Origin of the sequence: Mesorhizobium sp. C399B (assembly GCF_030323185.1) — a bacterium.
GTDB lineage: Bacteria > Pseudomonadota > Alphaproteobacteria > Rhizobiales > Rhizobiaceae > Mesorhizobium.
In genome coordinates this window covers 1579491-1598938 of sequence record NZ_CP100472.1, presented here as the reverse complement: position 1 = coordinate 1598938, position 19448 = coordinate 1579491, and the positions used below count along the sequence as shown (strand labels likewise).

General features: G+C 59.2%; 10 protein-coding genes and 1 pseudogene. 10 read left to right on the top strand and 1 reads right to left on the bottom strand.

The window, feature by feature from the left end; translation table 11 throughout:
* Positions 1 to 60: 60 nt before the first annotated feature.
* The 9 genes and pseudogenes from NLY36_RS07450 to NLY36_RS07410 all read left to right on the top strand — a co-directional run bounded on the left by NLY36_RS07450 (position 61) and on the right by NLY36_RS07410 (position 15357).
* Complete coding sequence (locus tag NLY36_RS07450) at positions 61 to 783, top strand: hypothetical protein (RefSeq protein ID WP_023825068.1); 723 nt, start codon at positions 61 to 63, stop codon at positions 781 to 783.
* Positions 784 to 1002: 219 nt separating this feature from the next.
* Positions 1003 to 1581 (top strand): hypothetical protein, encoded by a 579-nt coding sequence (locus tag NLY36_RS07445; protein WP_156933157.1) that lies wholly within the window; start codon positions 1003 to 1005, stop codon positions 1579 to 1581.
* A 405-nt stretch (positions 1582 to 1986) separates the two neighbouring features.
* The gene (locus NLY36_RS07440; RefSeq protein WP_023734929.1) at positions 1987 to 6918 is read left to right on the top strand and encodes an AAA domain-containing protein; all 4932 of its coding nucleotides are present in this window, start codon (positions 1987 to 1989) and stop codon (positions 6916 to 6918) included.
* Entirely contained in the window at positions 6915 to 8429 is a 1515-nt protein-coding gene (locus NLY36_RS07435; RefSeq protein WP_023734928.1) for a hypothetical protein, read from the top strand. Before NLY36_RS07440 ends, NLY36_RS07435 begins: the two co-directional genes overlap by 4 nt.
* A 410-nt stretch (positions 8430 to 8839) precedes the next feature.
* Positions 8840 to 8947, top strand: a pseudogene (locus NLY36_RS07430) (SAM domain-containing protein); the annotation flags it as partial.
* A gap of 189 nt (positions 8948 to 9136) precedes the next feature.
* On the top strand, positions 9137 to 11566 hold the full coding sequence (locus NLY36_RS07425; RefSeq protein WP_245260144.1) for an AAA family ATPase: 2430 nt from the start codon (positions 9137 to 9139) through the stop codon (positions 11564 to 11566).
* A gap of 17 nt (positions 11567 to 11583) precedes the next feature.
* Positions 11584 to 12243: a hypothetical protein gene (locus tag NLY36_RS07420; protein ID WP_155923339.1), complete on the top strand. Its 660-nt coding sequence runs from the start codon at positions 11584 to 11586 to the stop codon at positions 12241 to 12243.
* 112 nt (positions 12244 to 12355) lie between these two features.
* A complete protein-coding gene (locus NLY36_RS07415) occupies positions 12356 to 13624 on the top strand; it encodes an ABC transporter substrate-binding protein (protein ID WP_023825066.1) in 1269 nt (422 codons plus the stop codon).
* Positions 13625 to 14841: 1217 nt separating this feature from the next.
* A complete protein-coding gene (locus NLY36_RS07410) occupies positions 14842 to 15357 on the top strand; it encodes a M23 family metallopeptidase (protein WP_023734925.1) in 516 nt (171 codons plus the stop codon).
* Between the two features lie 215 nt (positions 15358 to 15572).
* Here NLY36_RS07410 and NLY36_RS07405 read toward each other — a convergent pair whose 3' ends face one another.
* Positions 15573 to 16844, bottom strand: coding sequence for a twitch domain-containing radical SAM protein (locus tag NLY36_RS07405; RefSeq protein ID WP_196813638.1), 1272 nt, complete (start codon positions 16842 to 16844; stop codon positions 15573 to 15575).
* Between the two features lie 290 nt (positions 16845 to 17134).
* On the opposite strand from NLY36_RS07405, the gene NLY36_RS07400 reads away from it, so the two are divergent.
* Complete coding sequence (locus NLY36_RS07400; RefSeq protein ID WP_023734922.1) at positions 17135 to 19216, top strand: caspase family protein; 2082 nt, start codon at positions 17135 to 17137, stop codon at positions 19214 to 19216.
* Positions 19217 to 19448 lie beyond the last annotated feature (232 nt).

The window sequence follows — 19448 nt, the reverse complement described above, 5'->3', positions numbered from 1 at the left end:
CACGACCAAGGCGACTTGGCGCCTTGGATTGCCGACAGACCTAGGAGCCTCCTTACGAGTGTGACCACCATCGATTCTGTCAACATTGCACAAAATGGTCAGTTCGTTGGAGACTGGATCCTACGTAAGGACTTCGATCCGGTCGCTGAAGCGGAGAAGGGCCAGCAAGCCTGGGATCTCATTCAAGACGGGATGGAGATCCAAAACCAGAGCTGGCTTCAAAATCAGTATGAAATTTTCCTCAAAATGGAGAACAACCGGGCAGAACACTACCAGCGATTTATCAATCACCCCTTCTTCGAGTTGTATCGCAAGAAGCGCCCGAAGTTGGACGACGAGCCGCTTGATGTCATGCGCCATGTCCTGCGCTTTGGCTTCCAGGCCTTCGAGACCAGAAGCGGGCTTTATCGAGCGGCCCGGCGCTACGCAGCGCTCCTGTGTGGGCATTATAACGACGGACGTCCGGCGGACGAAGTCGCAGCTCGGCTTAACAAAAAGTCGCGCAAGTACAGGCTGCTGACCTTGATGGAGCCTAAGAAGCCCAGGAAGGAGGACAGGTCGGTCAGCTCGGAGGTGCCAGCCACTTTGCGTATGCCCAAGCCGGAGCGGACGAAGCACAGCAAGCCCACTGTGCGGGTGCTGTTCAAAAGCGAAACGCTCGTCGAGCGGATCAAGGCGCTGCCGGTTGGCGGATGTTTCATTGTGGCCGTCGAACGCCGCAAGGGAAAGTTTATTGCTCGTTCAACAAAGCTGTTTCCGGAGGCTGCCGCTGACAACACTTAACGAAACCACGAGGGTGCAGGGCAAGAGACGGCGCCGCAGAAGTCGTACCTCGTCCATGTCGGTGTAATTGTTCTACACCCGCAGATACTAATTTCCCAGCAGTAAAATAGATGGGTGGCTAGCAGCGACGGATCGCCTCGCTCGTTCCGCAGCCCATCAATCAAAACAGCTCAGACCGGCCGAGGGACATCCTCGCCGGTAGTTGGAAGGTATTGCCAAATGAGACCCAATGACCATCACCACCACGACAACCGCAAAGCTGTTCACCAAATGATCAGTGGCTATTCGCAATGGGTAGAGGAGAAATTTTGCAACGGGCATCGCGTCTACCTAGTGACGATGCAATTTTCTCACTTACAAGGTGGGCATCGCGCAAAGTACGACCAGATGTTGCGCGATGCCGAGCGGGTCTACAAGTTTTTGATCATGCGGGTAGTGCGGAACTGTAAACGCATCACAGACCCCGATTTGCTGCCGTTCTGGATCTTGGTGCCGGACTTTCCTGTCGCCAAGTACGCCAAAATGAGCCTCGCGGCCGTCACTGTAAACGATGGCCTTCATCTCCATGCCATCATCGTGATGCCGAAAATCTGCCGGTTCGGCAAACGGCTTAGCCGCCACTTCAGGCTCAACCAGATGGCTTATGTGGTTGCCGACAAGCCGCTTTGTCGGTTGCATGCAAAACGCATCAAGACTGATCCCGGGTATGTGGTTGGATACGCGCTCAAGTCGATCAAATCGGGCCGCAGCAGCGTCGATGACATTGTCATCTTCCCGAGGTCACGCGGCGAGCGCTAGGCACGGCAGGATCGTTCCAGGGAGATCAACGATGACCCATGCAACTTCTATTCGCGCAAATATCACCGATTGAACCACAAATATGTCGCCCGAACGTCGTACCGCACCCTGATGTCCGCTATGCGCCCAATTTCGGACGGTGAGGCAAACTTTGCCTTCGCCTGGAAGCAGACATTCCGATCGCCATCTTGATAGTCCACGGCAGAGCCCCGAAGCCGCCGTTCGGTCGAGGACTGCGACGTAGTCGGTCGACCCGCGCCAGTGGCCCGCGATCTTCTGGACAACATTGTTCGCTATGATCTACCCCCTTCCGCCAAGGCGCGTATCCTGCTCAAAGGAAGTTGCCAGCGCAAAAACGAAAGCTAACATCTGGAGTGGCCGCGGTAGCGGCTCGGGGGAATTCGCTTGAAGATCATCAACTGCGGGAACGGCCTACATGTGCGCGAGGTGAAGGGCATCGAGACCTTAGCTTCATTGCCTTCGCACTGGTTCGCTTATACGAACCTCGACCTTGCTACCGCGCCCGGCTCAAGCCGCGAGATCGACGTCATCATCGTGGCGGACGACCGCATACTCGTCGTCGATCTCAAGGATTGGTTCGGCCCGATCGAGAGCCGCGATGGGCATTGGTACAACGCCGGGCGGGACCATGGCCCGTCGCCGGTCGCGAAGATATCTGCCAACGCGCGCCACGTCTTCATTCAGCTCGAGGCCCACCTCAAGCGCCACGCCAAGGGCGCAAAGCCGATCGTCCCTAGGGTACAGGGCCTTGTGGTCCTGACCAAGGCCACAGACCTCAGCGGCATTTCGGAGACCGAGCGGCGGGCGGTAATGCCCGTCGCGGCGTTCACTTCTTCGCTCAAGTCGGTTCCCAAGCGGATCGAGGTGTTCGGCAAAGGGCCACCCGCTGGCATCCTGACCTCGGCGGAGTGGAAGGACCAGCTCTCGAAGTTCTTCAATATGAGCAAGGGCGTCTTCGTACCTGGCCGACGGACCTATGGTGGCTTCTATGCCTCGTCCGCCGCACCGGTGTTCGAGCACCCCGAGGGAATCTTCGCGGAGTTCGAGGCGAGCGACGAACGGCAGTCGCCAACCCTCGGAGTCCTGCGGCTATGGGATTTCTCCAAGGCGGAAACTCGCTTCCAGACCGAAGAAGGACGTAGCGAGATCGCCGGTCGCGAGCAGGAGGTCATCGCCTACCTGCAGGACCGAAGCGAACAGTGCGACAGCGTGATTGTCGGCGGCAAGACGCGCGACCCGACCTTCGGCGTACGATACTGGGAGGTCTATGACCGCCGGCGCCGGCTTCACCGTCTGACAGATTTTGGCAGCTCCGAGCTAGCTGACCTTAGCCGGGTCGATCGAATCGAACTGGCTCGCCAATTGCTCTCATCCCTCGACGCGCTTCACCTCGCGGAGGCAGCGCACCTCGACCTCGGACAGCACAGCGTCTGGGTGCAGCGACCGTCAACCGTTCGGCTCTCGCACCTGATGGCGGCAAGCTACCCCGATGTTCGCTCGCTCGGCGAGTCGCGCTTCCAGTTTCTGTCAACAGGCAAGCTGCCAGAGGACATCTTCGGAGTCGAAACAACCCCTAAACGTCGCGACGTGTTCCTCGCCGCTTCCGCCATTCACCGCATCCTCCTGGGCACGGGCCCTGCAACCTCGAGCGGAATTCCCGAGTGGGACAGCGAGTGCGACAAGGCATCCGACTACGTCGAACTTTACGGCTGGCTGGCGTCCGCGCTCGCGCCCGACCCAATGCACCGGTTCAAGGACGCGGGGGACGCGCTGACGGCCTTCAACGCTGCAGTCGCCATCCGGCCCACGCCTGCGGAAGTCGTAGCAGGGCTTGAGCGGCATCGCGGCGCGATCAAGAGCCAGATGGCTCTCTTCCAGGCCTATCCGCCTGCCGAGATCCTGCGAGACGACGAGACGCGCGCCTTGTGGCGCTCCTGCAAGGACGGTCGCGAGGTGCTGGTAAAGGTCTGGAAGCGTGCTTCGTGGGGCGACCAGAAGAAGGAAGGATCGCGCATCCTTGATTTCCTAGATCAGCTCGCCGAGCTCTCGGCAGTCGAGCCCGAGGGATGCGCGAAAATTCTGGGTGCGATGTGGCTGGGCGATGCGATCGTCATGATCCAGGAGTGGATCGATCGCCCCGACCTCGCGCTGTTGATGGCGGAGCACCCAGAGCAATTTGGCGAGGAAGCGCGGCTTCAATTAATCGACGCTCTTGCCCGGCGCGTCGAGGAGTTGCACACCCTTCGCCTGGCGCATGGCGACCTCAAACCTGCCAACATCCTCGTCGATCCCGCAGCACCGAGCGACCCGGTTATCGTCGACCTGAGTGACTTTACGACGGCCACCGAAGGCGACACTGTAACTGCGCGCTATGCCCCCGAGAGCGGCGGTCGCTTCGAACGCGATTGCTTCGCGGTCACAGTCATCGGCGAGGAGCTCCTCGCCGGAAGCGATTCGAGAATATCCGGCCGCCTTCGCGAGGCAATCGCGAAGGTGCGAACCGACGACCCGGCGAACGCGACGTTGCTTCCCTTGATCGATGTGCTGGCAGCCGGCGAGCCGCACGACGCGGACTTGGCGACGATCCGGCTCGCTAGCCCACACGTAGGGGCAGGCCCTTTGCTACCGGACGAGGGCCATTATTTCCTGCGCCCCGCCCCCTGGGGACGTACGCTCATTATCCGCGGGGCCTGCGAGGAGCTTGAGGTCAGCATCGGGGCTGACGGAAAGCCCTACCGGCTCAACCGGCGCGCTCTGGAGCAGTCGAGGATCAGGCTTTTCCAGAGGTTCGAGTTCGCGTCACTCGAAGCTGCCATCATCGTCGAGGACGGTCCAGTTACCAATCTGGAAGACCTCACTCCGCTGCTCGAACGCGAGGATGTCACTGCGGCCCTGGGTCCGACGCAGCCCAGGGCGACGGAGGCCGAGGTGAGCGCGGAGGGCGAGCAGCCCGCCGAACAACGCGACATCGTTTCAGGCGAGTCGCCCGAGGACGACCTGATCGAGGCGATCGCTGCTGAGCCACCGCCGAACGGTCAGGTAGACGTGGCGATGCTGTGGGGGATCCTCGTCGATGCCGAGCGGGAGTTGGTCACCTACGGGCAGGTTGCCGAGGACAGCGTCTTGGACATAAGCATCAACCGGCACAAGGTCCAGTTTGACCTGCTGAGTGGGTCGTTTGACTACAATCGGCGTGACCGTGTCATGGTCGAGCGCGAGGACCGCCGAGGCAATTGGCGGCCCGTCGGCCAACTCGACCTCCAGCGATCCAAGCCTGACACGCTCTATCTGGAAAGCATGCGGCCGGAGCAGCGAAACGGACCGCCGCTAGTCGGGGAGGGCGACGAGCTTCGCTTCCGGAGCCGCATGGAGGAGACCAGCCTCGACCGTCGCCAGGCTGCGGTCAGGCGGATCGTCGGGCGCACCTCGCGTACGCGCAACCTGATCGGAATCCTCGATCCGCGCACCGCGGCAACACCGCAGTCGTTGCCCGATCGCCAGCCGGTCGAAAAGTTGAAGGAGCAGTACGAGCTCAATGACCAGCAGGCCGAGGCCTTGTCAGCTGTGCTCGCCACACGCCCGCTCGCCCTCGTGCAGGGGCCGCCGGGAACAGGCAAGACGGTCTTCATTGCGGCGTTGGTGCATGCCGCTCTCACCTTGGGGCTGGTGCGCAATGTCCTGCTCGCAAGCCAAGCGCATGAAGCGGTCAACAATGCCGCCGAGGCCGTGCTTAAGCTCTTCGCTCGGGCGGGTGAGATACCGAGCATCCTTCGCGTCGGCAACGAGGGTGTTGTCTCAGACCGCCTGCTGCCATTCCACGTCGAGCGAGTCGAGCAGCTCCAGAAGGATAGGTTCCGTGCCGAGATGCGCGAGCGCTTGGCCGTCGCCGCCCAGGGACTGGGCATTCCAGAGGCGCTGACCGACGCGCTGACCCATGTCGAGCTTGCGATAAGGCCCGTCGCGGCCCGGCTGGCCAGCTTGCAGGACGAGGAAAGTTCGGCGCAACGAGTAACAGCGCTTCGCGAGACAATCAGCCAGCAGGTCTTGCCGCTTGGCATAGACGACACGCTGCCCGCCGACCTGGCGGCCGAGAAGATTGTCACGACGATTGTCGACGCCTGCCTCCAGGCCATGCCGCAGGGCGAGCGCCCGAGCGCTGACCGTGTTGCTAGGTTCCAGGCAGTCGCAGGGCTAGCACGCGACTTCGTGGGAACAGTCTCGACCGAGCAACGGAGCCTCGAAACTTTCCTCGCCGGAACGCGCCAGATCGTCGCTGGGACCTGCGTGGGGCTCGGCAGATCGGCGCTTGGCTTGACCTCAACACCCTTTGACCTCGTGATCGTCGACGAAGCGGCGCGCTGCACCGCCAGCGAGCTCGCGGTGCCGATCCAGGCGGGCGCATGGATCGTACTCGTCGGCGACCATAAACAGCTTGAGCCACAGCATCCGGAGTCAGTGGTCGACGAAGTCGCCGAGCGCCTCGGCGTGGGCGTGGCGGAGGTTGCGAGGAGCGACTTCGAGCGCATCTTCGAGACACCCTATGGGATTGCCGCGGGTCACACGCTGCGACGGCAATATCGTATGCTCCCCCCGATCGGTGAGATTGTCTCGCGGTCATTCTATGGCAAGCGCCTTGAGCATGGTCGCGTGACGCCGATCATCGACGCAGAAGCGCTACCTGCCGACCTCAGCGCGCCTGTCACGTGGTTCGACACGGCGCCGTTTGGCGAGCGCGCCAAGCAAGCCGATCCCAATCATCGCAAGAGCCTGACCAATACGGTTGAGGCAGACGTGATCGTAAGCCTTCTTAAGCGATGGAGCGAATGCCAGCTGTTCCTCGACTGGCTTGCCCAACAAGCAACGCATGCCCATGGCATCGGGATCATTTGCGCCTATTCGGCCCAACGTGACCTCGTGAGGCGCAAAATCGCCTTGGCACCGATCCATCCCTCGCTGCGAGCCGCGATGAAGGTGGACACGATCGACAGCTACCAGGGCAAGGAAAACCCCATCGTGATCGTGTCGCTTGTTCGCAATAATTGGGACGGGCCCGTGCAGGGCGGCTTCAAGACAATTCGGCCTGGATTCCTCGCTAGGCCCAACCGCATCAACGTCGCGATCAGCCGGGCGATGGACCGCCTCGTTATCGTGGGTAGCTTGAAGCGATGGGAGGAGGCCGGGCCGATGGACCGGATCGCGCGGGCCTTTGCCAGTAACGTTGAATACGGGCACGCAAGGGAAGTAGATGCAATGGCTTTACTGGAGAATCGGCTCAACGCCGCGCCCATCGATGGCGCCTTGGAGAAGGCACAATGACCGTCCAGCCCCGCAGTAAGGTGACGCTTGGCCCCGTGCGCGAGGGGCTCGTCGAAGAATCGGAGGACGGCCCGCTCCAGTTGGCGACGATCGACCTAACGCTGCCCTGTCGTCGGTTCGTCGTCGAGCACAAAGTCGCTGATGTTGGCAAGGTCTCCGTGACAGCCGAGTTTCTAATTCGCTTCGTCCGCGCAATGGGAAGCTGCACAGAGGAAGCGGTCCAGTCCTTCTTCGGATATAGCCGGCGCGAGATGGCCTACGTTTTCCACGAGGTCGAGGACGCCGACTACATCCGTCGGAGCGAGGGACGCATCACGCTGACACAGACGGGGCTTTCGCTCTTCCGCCCTGGTGTCGAAGAACCACTTATCTACGAGGTCGAGCGCAAGATCGCACGCGTCGGCTTCGACCTCATCTCGCTGGCGCCCGCCGAAAAGAAATTTCTGAGCTACTTCGAGCGGAACCTTCCCGAGCTGCCGCTGGCCGACGTTGAGCAAGTCAGCTCGGCAACGGAAAGGGTGCCGTCGTCGTTCCGTCGTTTCTTTCGCGAGTTCGCGCTGAAGATCGATCCAATCTCGACCCCGCGACGCACGCTCTATTCCATCGACGGGGTGGCGGCTGAGGAGCGCTTTTCGACGCTCGTGCGCGTCCGGTTGGTGTCATCGGGGCTCAAGCCAACCTTACCCGACATCGACCTTTCCGAGTGGAAGTCAGACTACGAGTTGTCAGATCGTGAGGCAGTGGGGCTTGCGGTCGCCGAGATGGTCGAGCGCATGGCTGTTGCGCGGCGGGAAGACGATGGCGAGGCATACCAGCTCCTGATCCAACTTGCCCAAGACTATCTTAAGGAATGGACGCGCCGCGATGGGTTAAGCGTGCAGCGGTTCTATCGACACGCCTTCACGAGCCACGGCGACGTCCGTGCTGACCGCCCGACCGTGCCGATCATCGGCAGCCTATTCACCAAGGAAAATGCGCGTAGGCTGTTCGATGTCGCAAGCTACGGCCTGCGCAAAACGCGCCACGCCGCAGCTGCGATCTATTGGGTGGTGCCCCAGGCCCCACTTTGGGGAAGCACCTCGATCATGGCCGAAATCCTCGAACAGTTCCGCGAACGGATCAATCGCTTGAACGAGGATCTCGGTGTGCGGCAGAACGTAGAGTCGATTTCGTTGACCGCACAGCGCGCCGAGCGCTGGGTGAAGGAAGCCTTCACCCGCGGGTACGAGTCGAACGCCCGTGTATTTCCCGGCGGGTTCGAAATGCTGCTCGTCCCGGGTGCCTTCGTCGCCGCGACGGTCCACGCGCCGATCGGCCAACAATCGGGCTTGCCGGTCCCTTTGGGCTTTGCGAGTTTCGACTCGCACGTGTTGGCGCGTGCGGGCGAGTTGCTCGACGCGAACGCCGAAGCGTTCAAACTCGGTGACGTGCTCAGACGAAACCTTATCGCGCCGCCCGCAACGGAAAAGACGGAGGACAGTGCAGGACGGGCCGTGCCCGCCTCAAAATAGCCGCCGCACCCCTCGAACGGCGAACATGATCCAGAAAAGTTGCGGTTCGCGACCTCGGAGACAGCAGCAGCTTCGCGTCGCACGTTGTTGACAACTCGCGGCGTCGAAAGGGGTCAATGCGCAAGGTGATCGAACCAAGCATAATTTTGAGCGTCGTCGAAACGGCATCTATCCCCAAAAATTCTATTAGAAGCGGTCATACCGCATGCGGCCCCAAGGCTGCCGGACCGCAATGCGCCTCATGTCCGCCGTTGATGTCTACTTGGTCGTTCCCCGAAAGCAGACGCTCGGGTCAGGCGGCATGATGTCCGGGTTTGACCCGTAACTGCCGTTCCCTGTTCCCGAGGGTATGACGACTCCCCTTCCAATTTGCGATATGGTTCCAGACAGCACCCTTAGGGGAGAAGGACGTGGACATCCCGGGATGGCTAAGTAGCCTTGGACTGGAGCGATACGCTCCGGCCTTTCGCGACAATGACATTGAACCCGAGATGCTTCCTCAGCTAACGGCGGAGGATCTGATAGCACTCGGGGTCACATCGGTCGGTCATCGGCGCCGGTTGCTTACCGCTGTGGCTTCCTTCGGAGACACGTCCAGCCCTTTGCCGATCAAAGCATCCTCGCGTGACCGCGGAAGCTCGCCGGCAAGGCCGCCCGAGCAGGGTGACGCACGGCCACCGCACGCCGAACGGCGCCAGTTAACAGTCATGTTCGTGGACCTCGTCGGCTCGACCGAGTTGTCGCAGCGCCTCGACCCTGAGGACATGCGGGAGGTCATTCGCGCTTATCAGATCGCAGTGTCAGGAGAGATCACCCACTACGAAGGGCGAGTCGCCAAGCTCATGGGTGATGGGGTGCTGGCTTATTTCGGTTGGCCGCAGGCGCACGAAGACGATGCCGAACGAGCGGTTCGCTCGGGCATGGCCGCCGCTGCAGCAACAGCCCGACTTACAGCGCCGGGAGGCCAACCGCTGGCTGCCCGCATTGGCATCGCGACGGGACTGGTCGTTGTCGGTGATCTCGTTGGCGAAGGATCAGCACAGGAAGAGGCCGTTGTAGGCGACACGCCTAACCTGGCTGCGAGGCTGCAAGCGCTCGCCGAGCAGGGCAGCGTTGTTGTAGCTGACGGCACGCAACGACTGGTGGCCGGTCTATTCGATATGGTCGATCTCGGCCACCGGGAGCTCAAGGGTTTCGCAAAGCCGTTCCGCAGCTGGCGCATTGTCGGCGAGACGGCGGCAGAGAGTCGTTTCGAGGCGCGGCAGGACATTGTGACGCCGATTGTTGGGCGGGACCAGGAACTCGAGTTTTTGGTTGACCAGTGGCACCGGGCCTGTGCCGGGGATGGCCGAGTGGTGCTGCTGTCTGGAGAGCCGGGTATTGGCAAGTCCCGGATTATCGCGGCGATGGTCGATCGATTGAGCGCCGGGCCCCCTGCGCGACTACGCTATTTTTGCTCGCCCTATCATATCAACAGCGCGCTTCACCCCGTGGCCGCGCAGGTCGAGCGGGCGGCTGGACTGGATCGCAACGACAGCACCGACACCAAGCTCGACAAGCTGGAGGCCCTGCTCCGCGGGATCGTTCCGGACGTGGTGGAAGCAATTCCGCTGTTGGCGACACTGCTGTCGATCGACACGACCGGCCGATACTCGTCGACCAGGCTGCCACCGTCAGCCCAAAAGGCCCGTACTTTGGCCGCCCTCGTCCAACAAATTGAATCGCTGGCCGCGCGCGAGCCCATCATCGTCCTTGTCGAGGATGCGCACTGGATCGATCCGACAACCGGCGAGTGGCTGGATATGCTGATTGAACGCCTGCGGAACATGCGGGCACTCCTGATTGTAACCTTTCGACCTGAGTTTCAGCCGCGTTGGATTCAGTTTTCGCATGTAACCGCGCTCTCGCTCGATCGCCTCGGACTCGGTCAAGGAGCAGCGATCATGGATCGCGTGGCGGGTGGAAAGACGTTGCCGCCGGAGGTAGCCAGCCAGATCTTGGCCAAAACCGAAGGCGTTCCGTTGTTCGTTGAAGAGCTGACCAAGACCGTGCTCGAATCCGGTCTCCTTATCGACGCGGGCGACCACTACGTGCTCTCAGGTCCTCTGCTTCCTTTTGCCATTCCGTCGACCCTTCAGGATTCTTTGATGTCTCGCCTCGACCGACTGGGTGCGGTCAAGGAGGTAGCTCAAATCGGCGCTTGCATTGGCCGCGTCTTCCATCATCGGTTGCTGGCAGCCGTGATGGGTGCCAACGAAGTCCATTTACAAGAGGTGATGCCGCAGTTGGAAGAATCCGAGCTCGTTTTTCGGCGAGGCGTTCCTCCAGAGTCGACCTATACGTTCAAGCATGCGCTCGTGCGGGATGCAGCCTATCAGAGCCTGCTGAAAAGCCGTCGGCAACAAATCCATGCCAAGATCGCCTCGACGCTGGAGGCGCAATTCCAGAATATTGTCGGGGCAGAGCCCGAGACACTGGCCCACCATTATACGGTGGCCGGCGTAAATGATCTGGCTGTCGCCTATTGGCTGAAGGCAGGGCAACTCGCGCTGAAGCGATCTGCCAATCTCGAGGCAGCGTCCCACCTCCGGAAAGGGCTAGAGCTGGTTGGATCATTGCCCGGATCTGAGGAGCGCCTTAGGCGGGAGCTTTCCCTGGAGAGCGCGACCGGCACCGCAATGATTGCGGCCAAGGGCTGGGGGGCTCCAGAAGTCCTTCAAGCCTTTTCGAATGCGCGAAGGCTCGCCGACACGCTGAACGACAAGCCTCAAATATTCGCTGCGATGCGCGGGGAGAGCTCGTATCAGACCATTTCAGGCAACCTACGAGCGGCCGAGGCCCTGGGCCACCAATGCCAAACTCTAGGTTTGGAGCTTGCGCAAGCTTCCGATGATTCAGGGTACATCCTCGAAGCACATCACCAACTTTGGGGGATCTACTATTACCTCGGCGACTACGGCGCGAGCGAACGTCATGCAAGCCATGGCCTGGCCACTTATGATTATGAGGACATCATCACCTTGCCTGGGGCTATGCCGGACACGACCCGGGCGTATGCTGTAGGGCGTTTTCTGCACAGATGCTCTTCATGCGCGGCCATTCGGTCCAGGCTCTCGCACGCTCACGCGATGCAATAGCGCTAGCCGAGCGAGACTTGCATCCGGTCAGCACAGCACAAGCGCAGCTAAGTTTCTGCTTGGTCCACCTGATGCGGCGCGAGCCTGCCGAAGCCCTTCAATGGGCGAAGAAAGCTGTCACTTTATGTGATGAATTCGTCATGCCATTGCTGCTTGGCCAGTCTCGTGTGTATTTCGGCTGGGCGCTCGCCGGTCTGGGGCAGTTGGAGGAAGGCATTCGCCAAATGCGCCTGGGAATTGCGGGTATCGCCGCAACTGGCGCGGATATGGGCATGGCCTACTACCTTTGCATTCTCGCGCGCAACTGCGGCGAGCGCGGCGATGCAAGCGAAGGCCTTGCCCTCCTGGCGCAGGCTTTCGACACTCTGGGCAAATCGACCTCGAAGTATCAGCTACCAGAGTTATTGTGCACAAGGGGTGAGTTGGTTTCAGCGCTGGACCCGACCGATGAAGCCGCCGAAAGCTGGTTCCAGCAATCGCTCTCGGCGGCCCGCGATCAAGGCGCGAAATCCTCTGAACTGAGGGCCGCGCTTCGGCTCACCCGCCTCTATGCCGGCCAAGGCCGCAACGATAAGGCGCGGCATATTCTTGCGCCAGTCCACGCCAGCTTCACCGAGGGGTTTGACACACCTGATCTCCTAGAGGCCAAAGGGCTGCTCCAAATGCTTTCGCATTAGACGGAACGTGGGTGAAGCACTGCATCCAATACGCAAATTCCTAGTTGGACGACGCTGCTGTGGAAGGAGAAGCGATATGCAAACGTGGGCTGGTCTGTTGCTAGGCGCCGCCATGACATTTGCGAGTGGACCTGTTTCGGCCAAGGAACTCACTATCCTTTGGGCGGAGTGGGATCCGGCGAATTACCTTCAGGAACTCGGCAACGAGTACGAGAAGGAAACCGGCGTCAAGGTAACTGTTGAAACGACTGCCTGGCCGGGATTCGAAACCAAGGCCTTCGCCGAGTTCAACGCCAGCGGCGACGCCTATGATATGGTCGTCGGCGACTCGCAGTGGCTCGGCGCGGGCTCGACCGGCGGCCACTATGTCGACCTGACCGACTTCTTCGCCAAGAACGACGTGGCCAAGCTCATGGCCCCTGCCACGGTAAAATTCTACGCCGAATATCCTGGCAACAGCGGCAAATACTGGGCGATCCCGCTCGAAGGCGACGCCGTCGGCTGGTCCTATCGCAAGGACTGGTTCGAAGACCCCAAGGAGATGGAAGCCTTCAAGGCGAAGTATGGCTACGACCTCGGCGTGCCGAAGGATTTGAAGGCGCTGCGCGACATCGCCGAGTTCTTCTACCGTCCGGACCAGAAGAAGTACGGCGTCGCGATCTATACCGACAATACCCACGACGGGCTGGCAGCGGGCTTCGAAAGCATGCTGTTCTCGTACGGCGGCGAGCTTGGCGACTACTCGACCTACAAGGTCGACGGCTTCATCAACTCCGACAAGGCGATTGCCGCGCTCGATGCCTACAAGGAGCTGTACGAATTCACGCCTCCGGGGTGGGCCAACGCCATTTTCACCGAGGACAACCAGGCGATCACTGAAAACCTGGCGGCGATGAGCATGAACTTCTTCGCGTTCTTCCCGTCGCTGATCAACGAGGCGAGCAATCCCAACGCCAAGAACACCGGCTTCTTCGCCAACCCTGCAGGACCGAACGGCGACCAGTTCGCCGCGCTTGGCGGTCAGGGCATCTCGATCGTCTCCTACTCCTCGAAGCAGGCCGAATCCCTGAAGTTCCTGGAATGGTTCATCAAGGACGAGACCCAGAAGAAGTGGGCGGCGCTCGGCGGCTACACCTGCAGCGCAGCCATACTGAAGTCGGACGAGTTCCAGAACGCCACGCCCTACAACAAGGCCTTCCACGAGACCATGTTCAAGGTGAAGGATTTCTGGGCGGTTCCGGAGAATGCCGAACTGCTGCTACAATTCAACCAGCGCGTATATCCTTATGTAACCGGCGATTCCGGCACGGCCAAGGAAACGCTTGACGCGCTGGCAGCCGACTGGAATGCGACTTTCAAGAAATACGGCCGCCGCCAGTAGGCCGTCTATTCTGGTGACCTCAATCGCCGCTTCTGGCGCAAGGCGGTAGCCACTTTGCCGGACGCAAGCGTCGGTTTTCTCGATCAATTGTCGCGAAGGGGACGGTCCGCTCCCGGCCAAAGGCTGCCGGTCCACATTACGCCTCGTTGTCGTCGTTCTGGCGTGGCTTTGCCTAGCCCGAAGCGGTCGTACGCTCATGTCGAGGGTCGATCGCTCCTTACGAAGGAGGACACTGCGCTTCCGCCGCGGCAACGATCGAATTGCAGCGCCCGGCCCGCGAGGCCGCGCTGGCACTGGAAGAGATGCTAAAGGACCTACTGCCTACCCCCGCTGAGGCGCCTGAGCCCACCAACGCGCACCAGCCGCTTCCCAGTGCCCGATACACTCGCGACGCACCTGACGAGGCCGCCCGCCGCCGGGCCCGCGCCGAGCTGCTCGTGGCCAGATGTCTGAACCCGAAGAGCCGCAAGAGTGGCCGGTCGTGACGGACGGCGAGCCGATCCCCTTCGACGACCCCCTCGCCGATTGGTGACTTTGTGTCCGAAGCCCAGTGATACGCCCCTACAAGGCGCAAATCACACGGCGTCCCAGCATAAAAAATCTAACAAAAACAGCAATTCCATACCTGGTGCGTGATACGCTGTCCAATGGTTGTACCATCGGAGGGTCCAACCTGCCGCAACTAACCCCGGCAACTAGCACCAACCGACAGTTTACCGAACCCGGCGCTCAATCTCGCGTCACCAAGCGCTCGGCGCTTCCTTGGACGGGTCGGTGGGGGAGCGAGTCTCCGCCATTGCGGCTTAGCTTACCTGCGCAAACCAAGGGCTGTCACTTGCTACGTACAAATCAGCCTACATAGTGGAATCGAATTCTGGAGCTAGAACATGCCCGCCCGCTCGACAATTCGCACGGCCGCACCATCCAAGGGTACCTGTAAGGCACCATGCGTGGCGTCGAAACTTGGTGGTGCCTGCTAGTGCACCATAGCGGTCGAGGTCGGGTTGTGACTCGATTTCAATAAAAACAAGGAGATCTTAAATCGGCGGACGGGTGACAGGGATCGGGGGAGACCTCCAGCGTTCGGCCGCAACGAGGTCGAAGACTGGCGCTCGAACAATGTAAGCGTTGGCCTAGGTCGTGCTCCTACACGAGGGCAAGGTTATCATGGCGTGGGAAAGTTGATATGCTGCAGCAACGCCATCGGAGCACTTAACATGAAACTGCCGCTCGACGTGAACAAGATTCGGGACGACGGACCTCGTGAAGCCTTAGGCAACTCATTTGGTTTGGTCAGAAAGGACAAAAAGAACAAGGCGAAATGGCATAGAGGATGGGATTTGTCTGCCCGACCTGGCTCGGCGGTCTACGCGATAGCAGACGGACGAATAATACACAGATTTCATAACGTTAAGGGGTACGGAGAGGCCATTGTCCTAGAATTCGATAATCCCAAGTTCGATCCGTGGAGCAGAACGTGTGGAGGGCTGCAGACCTATCGCAAGCTTTATGCCGTTTACGCTCATCTCAGCAAGATGTTGAACTTGAACTCAGTACACAAAGGCCAAGTGATTGGATACACGGGCACCGGAGGTAATGCCGTAGGCGAACCTCCCCATCTGCATTTTGAAATCATGCTCGAAGAACCGCTTAACCCTCACTCGCCGCGGATCGATCCTGGCGAGTTGTTTGGCTACTCGTTCTATGTCTGCGAAGGCCGGATAGGGCGATAGCGCTCGTGACAGGAAACATGGGGTGAGGCCGCCAACGGCACTAAGGGAAACAAAGTCGATCCGTGTTCGGCAGTACAATTTACCTCTTGTCTGGAGGGAACGCTAACGGGCATCTACGAACCAGCGATGCGTGATAGACTGTCGCCCAGCTCGAACTGTGGAGAAGTGAACTCACTTTCCCATTTGGAGCCAACAACACGGGCGATAAACTGTTGTCAATCTCCGGTATAGTTGGCGAGCCGCCGGTCGACTGACAGAAGATTTTGGAACTGCCCCTGATCGTGGCGGGCGCTTTCAAATTCTCCGATGACCTTGGCGTCGTAAGCGCTACGTTTGGGGGGTGCGGCGGCTCCAAGCTTCTCCCTCGTCAACGCAAGTTCGAGTGTCGAGTACACCGTGTCGAAGAGACTGTCCCGATCGTGAGCGTCGATCCAAATCATCCATCTTCTGCACCAATCCGCCCTGACTTGTTGCGGAAGGAATTCGACCGCCATATAGCGGTTGATGTCGCGCGGCACCATCAACTTGGCTGTTACGTGTATTTTGCGCTTGAGAGCGAATTGCAACAAATCACCCAGATGAAGCAGGCCGACTGATGTTAAAGTCAAATCGAGCGCCGCACTTATGCACGCATGCCTACGCGTCATATCAAGGAGAATATCCAAATTTCGGGCAAATATGTCAGTCTTGAAGCCGGTCCTTATATACTCGCCAGCCTGCCCCACGCCGTCGATAGATGCTTGCACATACACACTATTGAAGCAGGGCCACAAATCTTCGACGCTTCGGCCCCGATACGAAAACACTGTGAGATTGGTGTTATATGCCACATCGACATTTGCGGCTTCGCCGGACGATGCGAGTTCGCTCATGACATCCCAATGGGTGGAATCCATCAGGGGCTCTCCGCCAGCCCAATACAGATGTCCTACACGGCGCTGTTTGGCCGCCGTCATCAGTTCTTCACGAGCTCTGCCCAAGGCGGCAGCCCTGAGATCGACATACGCGGGGTCCCAATTGTGAACGTGCTCGCCGAGTTCTTGAAGGCCGATGTTACGGCGCGCCTCGACCTCCGCTGAGGATGAGGAATGCGGACCGCAAGTCCGACAGCGCAAATTGCAGGTCGACGTTCGATAGTCGAATGTTACAGGTTGCAGGGTTGTGGAACCATCGTCGGCGGTCGATGCTATCGCTTTGTCGATCATCTCGGGCCAGCGGCTTAACACTTCGTCCTTGTAAGAAAGAGTCCGATTGCCCGTATTCGAGCAATGGCCGCACCGCTTCGGCAATGTGCCGCTCAGCATTTGTCGACGAACGCCTTTGACTTCTTCCGAATTCCAATAATCCTCCAGTGAAGCCGAGGGGCCGCCTTCGGGATACTTTTCCAAAGAGACATCGATGCAGCAAAGCTTTCTACGGCCCTGCGCGCTTACGTGCGCGTGGATCCAGGGGAGCAGGCAAAAGCTGTCAATGGGTGACGCGGCCACGGACAATCCAATATGGCTTGTTCCTAAAATCTAATCAAAATCGATCGGATACGCAAAGATTTTCCATTCCTACGTCTCGCAAGCGCGAACAATGCCGGATTATGCAGGAATGAGCCCAAGTTGCAGCCCGCGAATTTGAAGAAGGCAAGCGCGAGCGGCCATAGTGGCTAAATTCCCGCAGTTACTTTGTCGACCGCCCTTCTTTTGAGGTGTTCCGACTTGTGATCCAAGCCAATGTCGCCGTATGCTCATGATGATTTTTGTTCGAGTTGGCTTCTAGGGGTCGGCTAATGGTCAATCGCCGCCTGGTACTTAGCGCCTGCCTTTTTGTCCCACTGGCGTTGTGGGACACCGTAAAGCCGGCGGCGGCCGAAACTCGGCTCGCACTTGTTATCGGAAACTCAGACTATTCGAACGTTACGAAGCTTCCCAATCCGACGAATGACGCTCGGCTGATCGCATCTTCGTTGGAGTTGGTCGGCTTCACCACGATAACGGCAGTAAATGCCAAACGCCGTGACTTCCTCGAGGCGATTAAAAGTTTCGTCGGGAAAATCGATTCAGACACCGTCGTGGTCTTTTACTATGCCGGGCACGGCATCCAATACCACGATGAGAATTTCCTTCTGCCGATCGACACCGAAGTCAGGCAACCTGGGGATCTGCCTTTCGAAGGTGTCAGCCTGAAAGCAATCACTGACGAACTGATGGAGGCCAAGCCGCATGTAGCCATCCTTATTCTGGATGCGTGTCGTGACAATCCACTGAAAGGTGGCGCCAAGAACTCGAAGGCGGATTTCGATGACGGTCTCGCGAAAATGCCAGGTGCTGTCGGTACGTTTATCGCATTCGCGACAGCTCCGGGTGCGGCTGCAATGGATGGTGCGGACGCTGACAGTCCTTTTAGCAAGGCACTCGCGTCCTACATCTCGAAGCCTGGTCTGCCGATTGAACAGGTATTTAAGCGTGTTCGCGAAACCGTAGTCGACAAGACAGACGGATTGCAGGTGCCTTGGGACAACACTTCGTTGATCACCGATTTTTTCTTCGTTAGCGCCATGGGCGACGAGCCCGAAGTGGTGCGAATGTCCGAGGCAGATGCAACCGCTTGGCGGGATGCTTCGACGGCCGACACGCTCAAGGCGTACAAGGGTTACATTTCCAAATATCCGGATGGCTTGTTCTCCGACCTCGCTACCGCACATGTCCGTGCTATCGAAGAGCCTCCCAAGTCCGAAACGCCGAAGAGCGGAAATGAAAAGCGAGGGCTCTCCTCAGTGGCGGATCTTTCAGACTGGAACAAGGCGAACAAAGTCGGGAGTTCAGCTGCATACAAAGACTATCTCGTAGCGCATCCGGATGGATTCTTCGCCAAACTCGCCCGTCTGCGCATAGAAGATACGTCGACCGCCGACCTAGCAAACATGACTCCCATTACCACAGTGCAGACACCGAATTTTCAGGAGTTCGTTGAAAACCCGCTTTACCCGGAAGTCACTGATTGCGATCGGTTGGCCGGGCACGTCCAAGAGGCCGCCGATCCGGCGGTAGGGGTCTTTTTTGGCCAGATCGAGCCTGCCAAGGCGGTTCCAGTCTGCCAGCACGCGCTTGAACAATATCCCGACAGCTTGAGGATTCTGACCAATTATGCGCGAGCCATCGACGCGGCCGGACGTCACGAGGAGGCCCGCGCGCTCTATCAAGCCGGCGCCGAAGCCGGCTTCCCAATTGCGTACCGTTCGTTGGGTGACGTTTACCGTGACGGTCGCGGCGTCGAGAAGGACTTGAAGGAGGCCCGGTACTGGTATGCGCTCGGTGCCGAAAAGTACAATGTCTTTGCGGAGCTCAATCTCGCGCTGATTTACGAGGGCGGGCTCGGTGTGCCGGTTAACAAGAGCAAAGCTGTTCAATGGCTATGGCGCTCGGCAAGCCAGGGATTTGCTCCTTCCATGGAAAAGCTGGCCGGCTATTACCTCAACGGCGACGTCGTGCCGAAAGATGAGCGACAAGCGGCGATCCTTTTGCAAGGCGCAGCCGAAATGGGGCATATTTGGGCAGAGCAACGTCTCGGTGAACTTTACATTTCCGGTACCGGCGTAAAAGCCGACCCATTGTTGGGAAGGGAATGGATCGAACGGTCGGCAACGCAAGGAAACGCTTACGCGCAAGTCGAAGTCGCAAAATTGTACCGTGATGGGGTCGGAGGGAAATCCGATGCCGTCGTCGCTTTGAAATGGCTTTATCTTGCAAAGAAGGGCGGTGCCGTTTCGGCTGATGAAGCCCTGTCTGAGCTGGAGGCAAAAGTTTCGAAGAAACAGTTGAAGCAGGCTAAGCTGCTTGCCAGCCGTTTCGCGGCGAAGCCCATTAAATGACTTTGCTAGCGATTGGCGATAAAAAGAGCGGGGCCTAACAAAGCCGGAATTGCTGGCGAAACATTTTTGACGCGTAGTTTCGCGATATTGGTTGGAAGAGGCTTGTGCTCACAGTGCCCTTTCAGCTACCCTATGTCCTGCTGAAGGTTGTGTTGGGGAAACATAGCAACCCATGACCAAGTTTTTGCTGGCAAAGATTTCGTCATTGGCGTTTGCAATCTCCTCGGCAGCG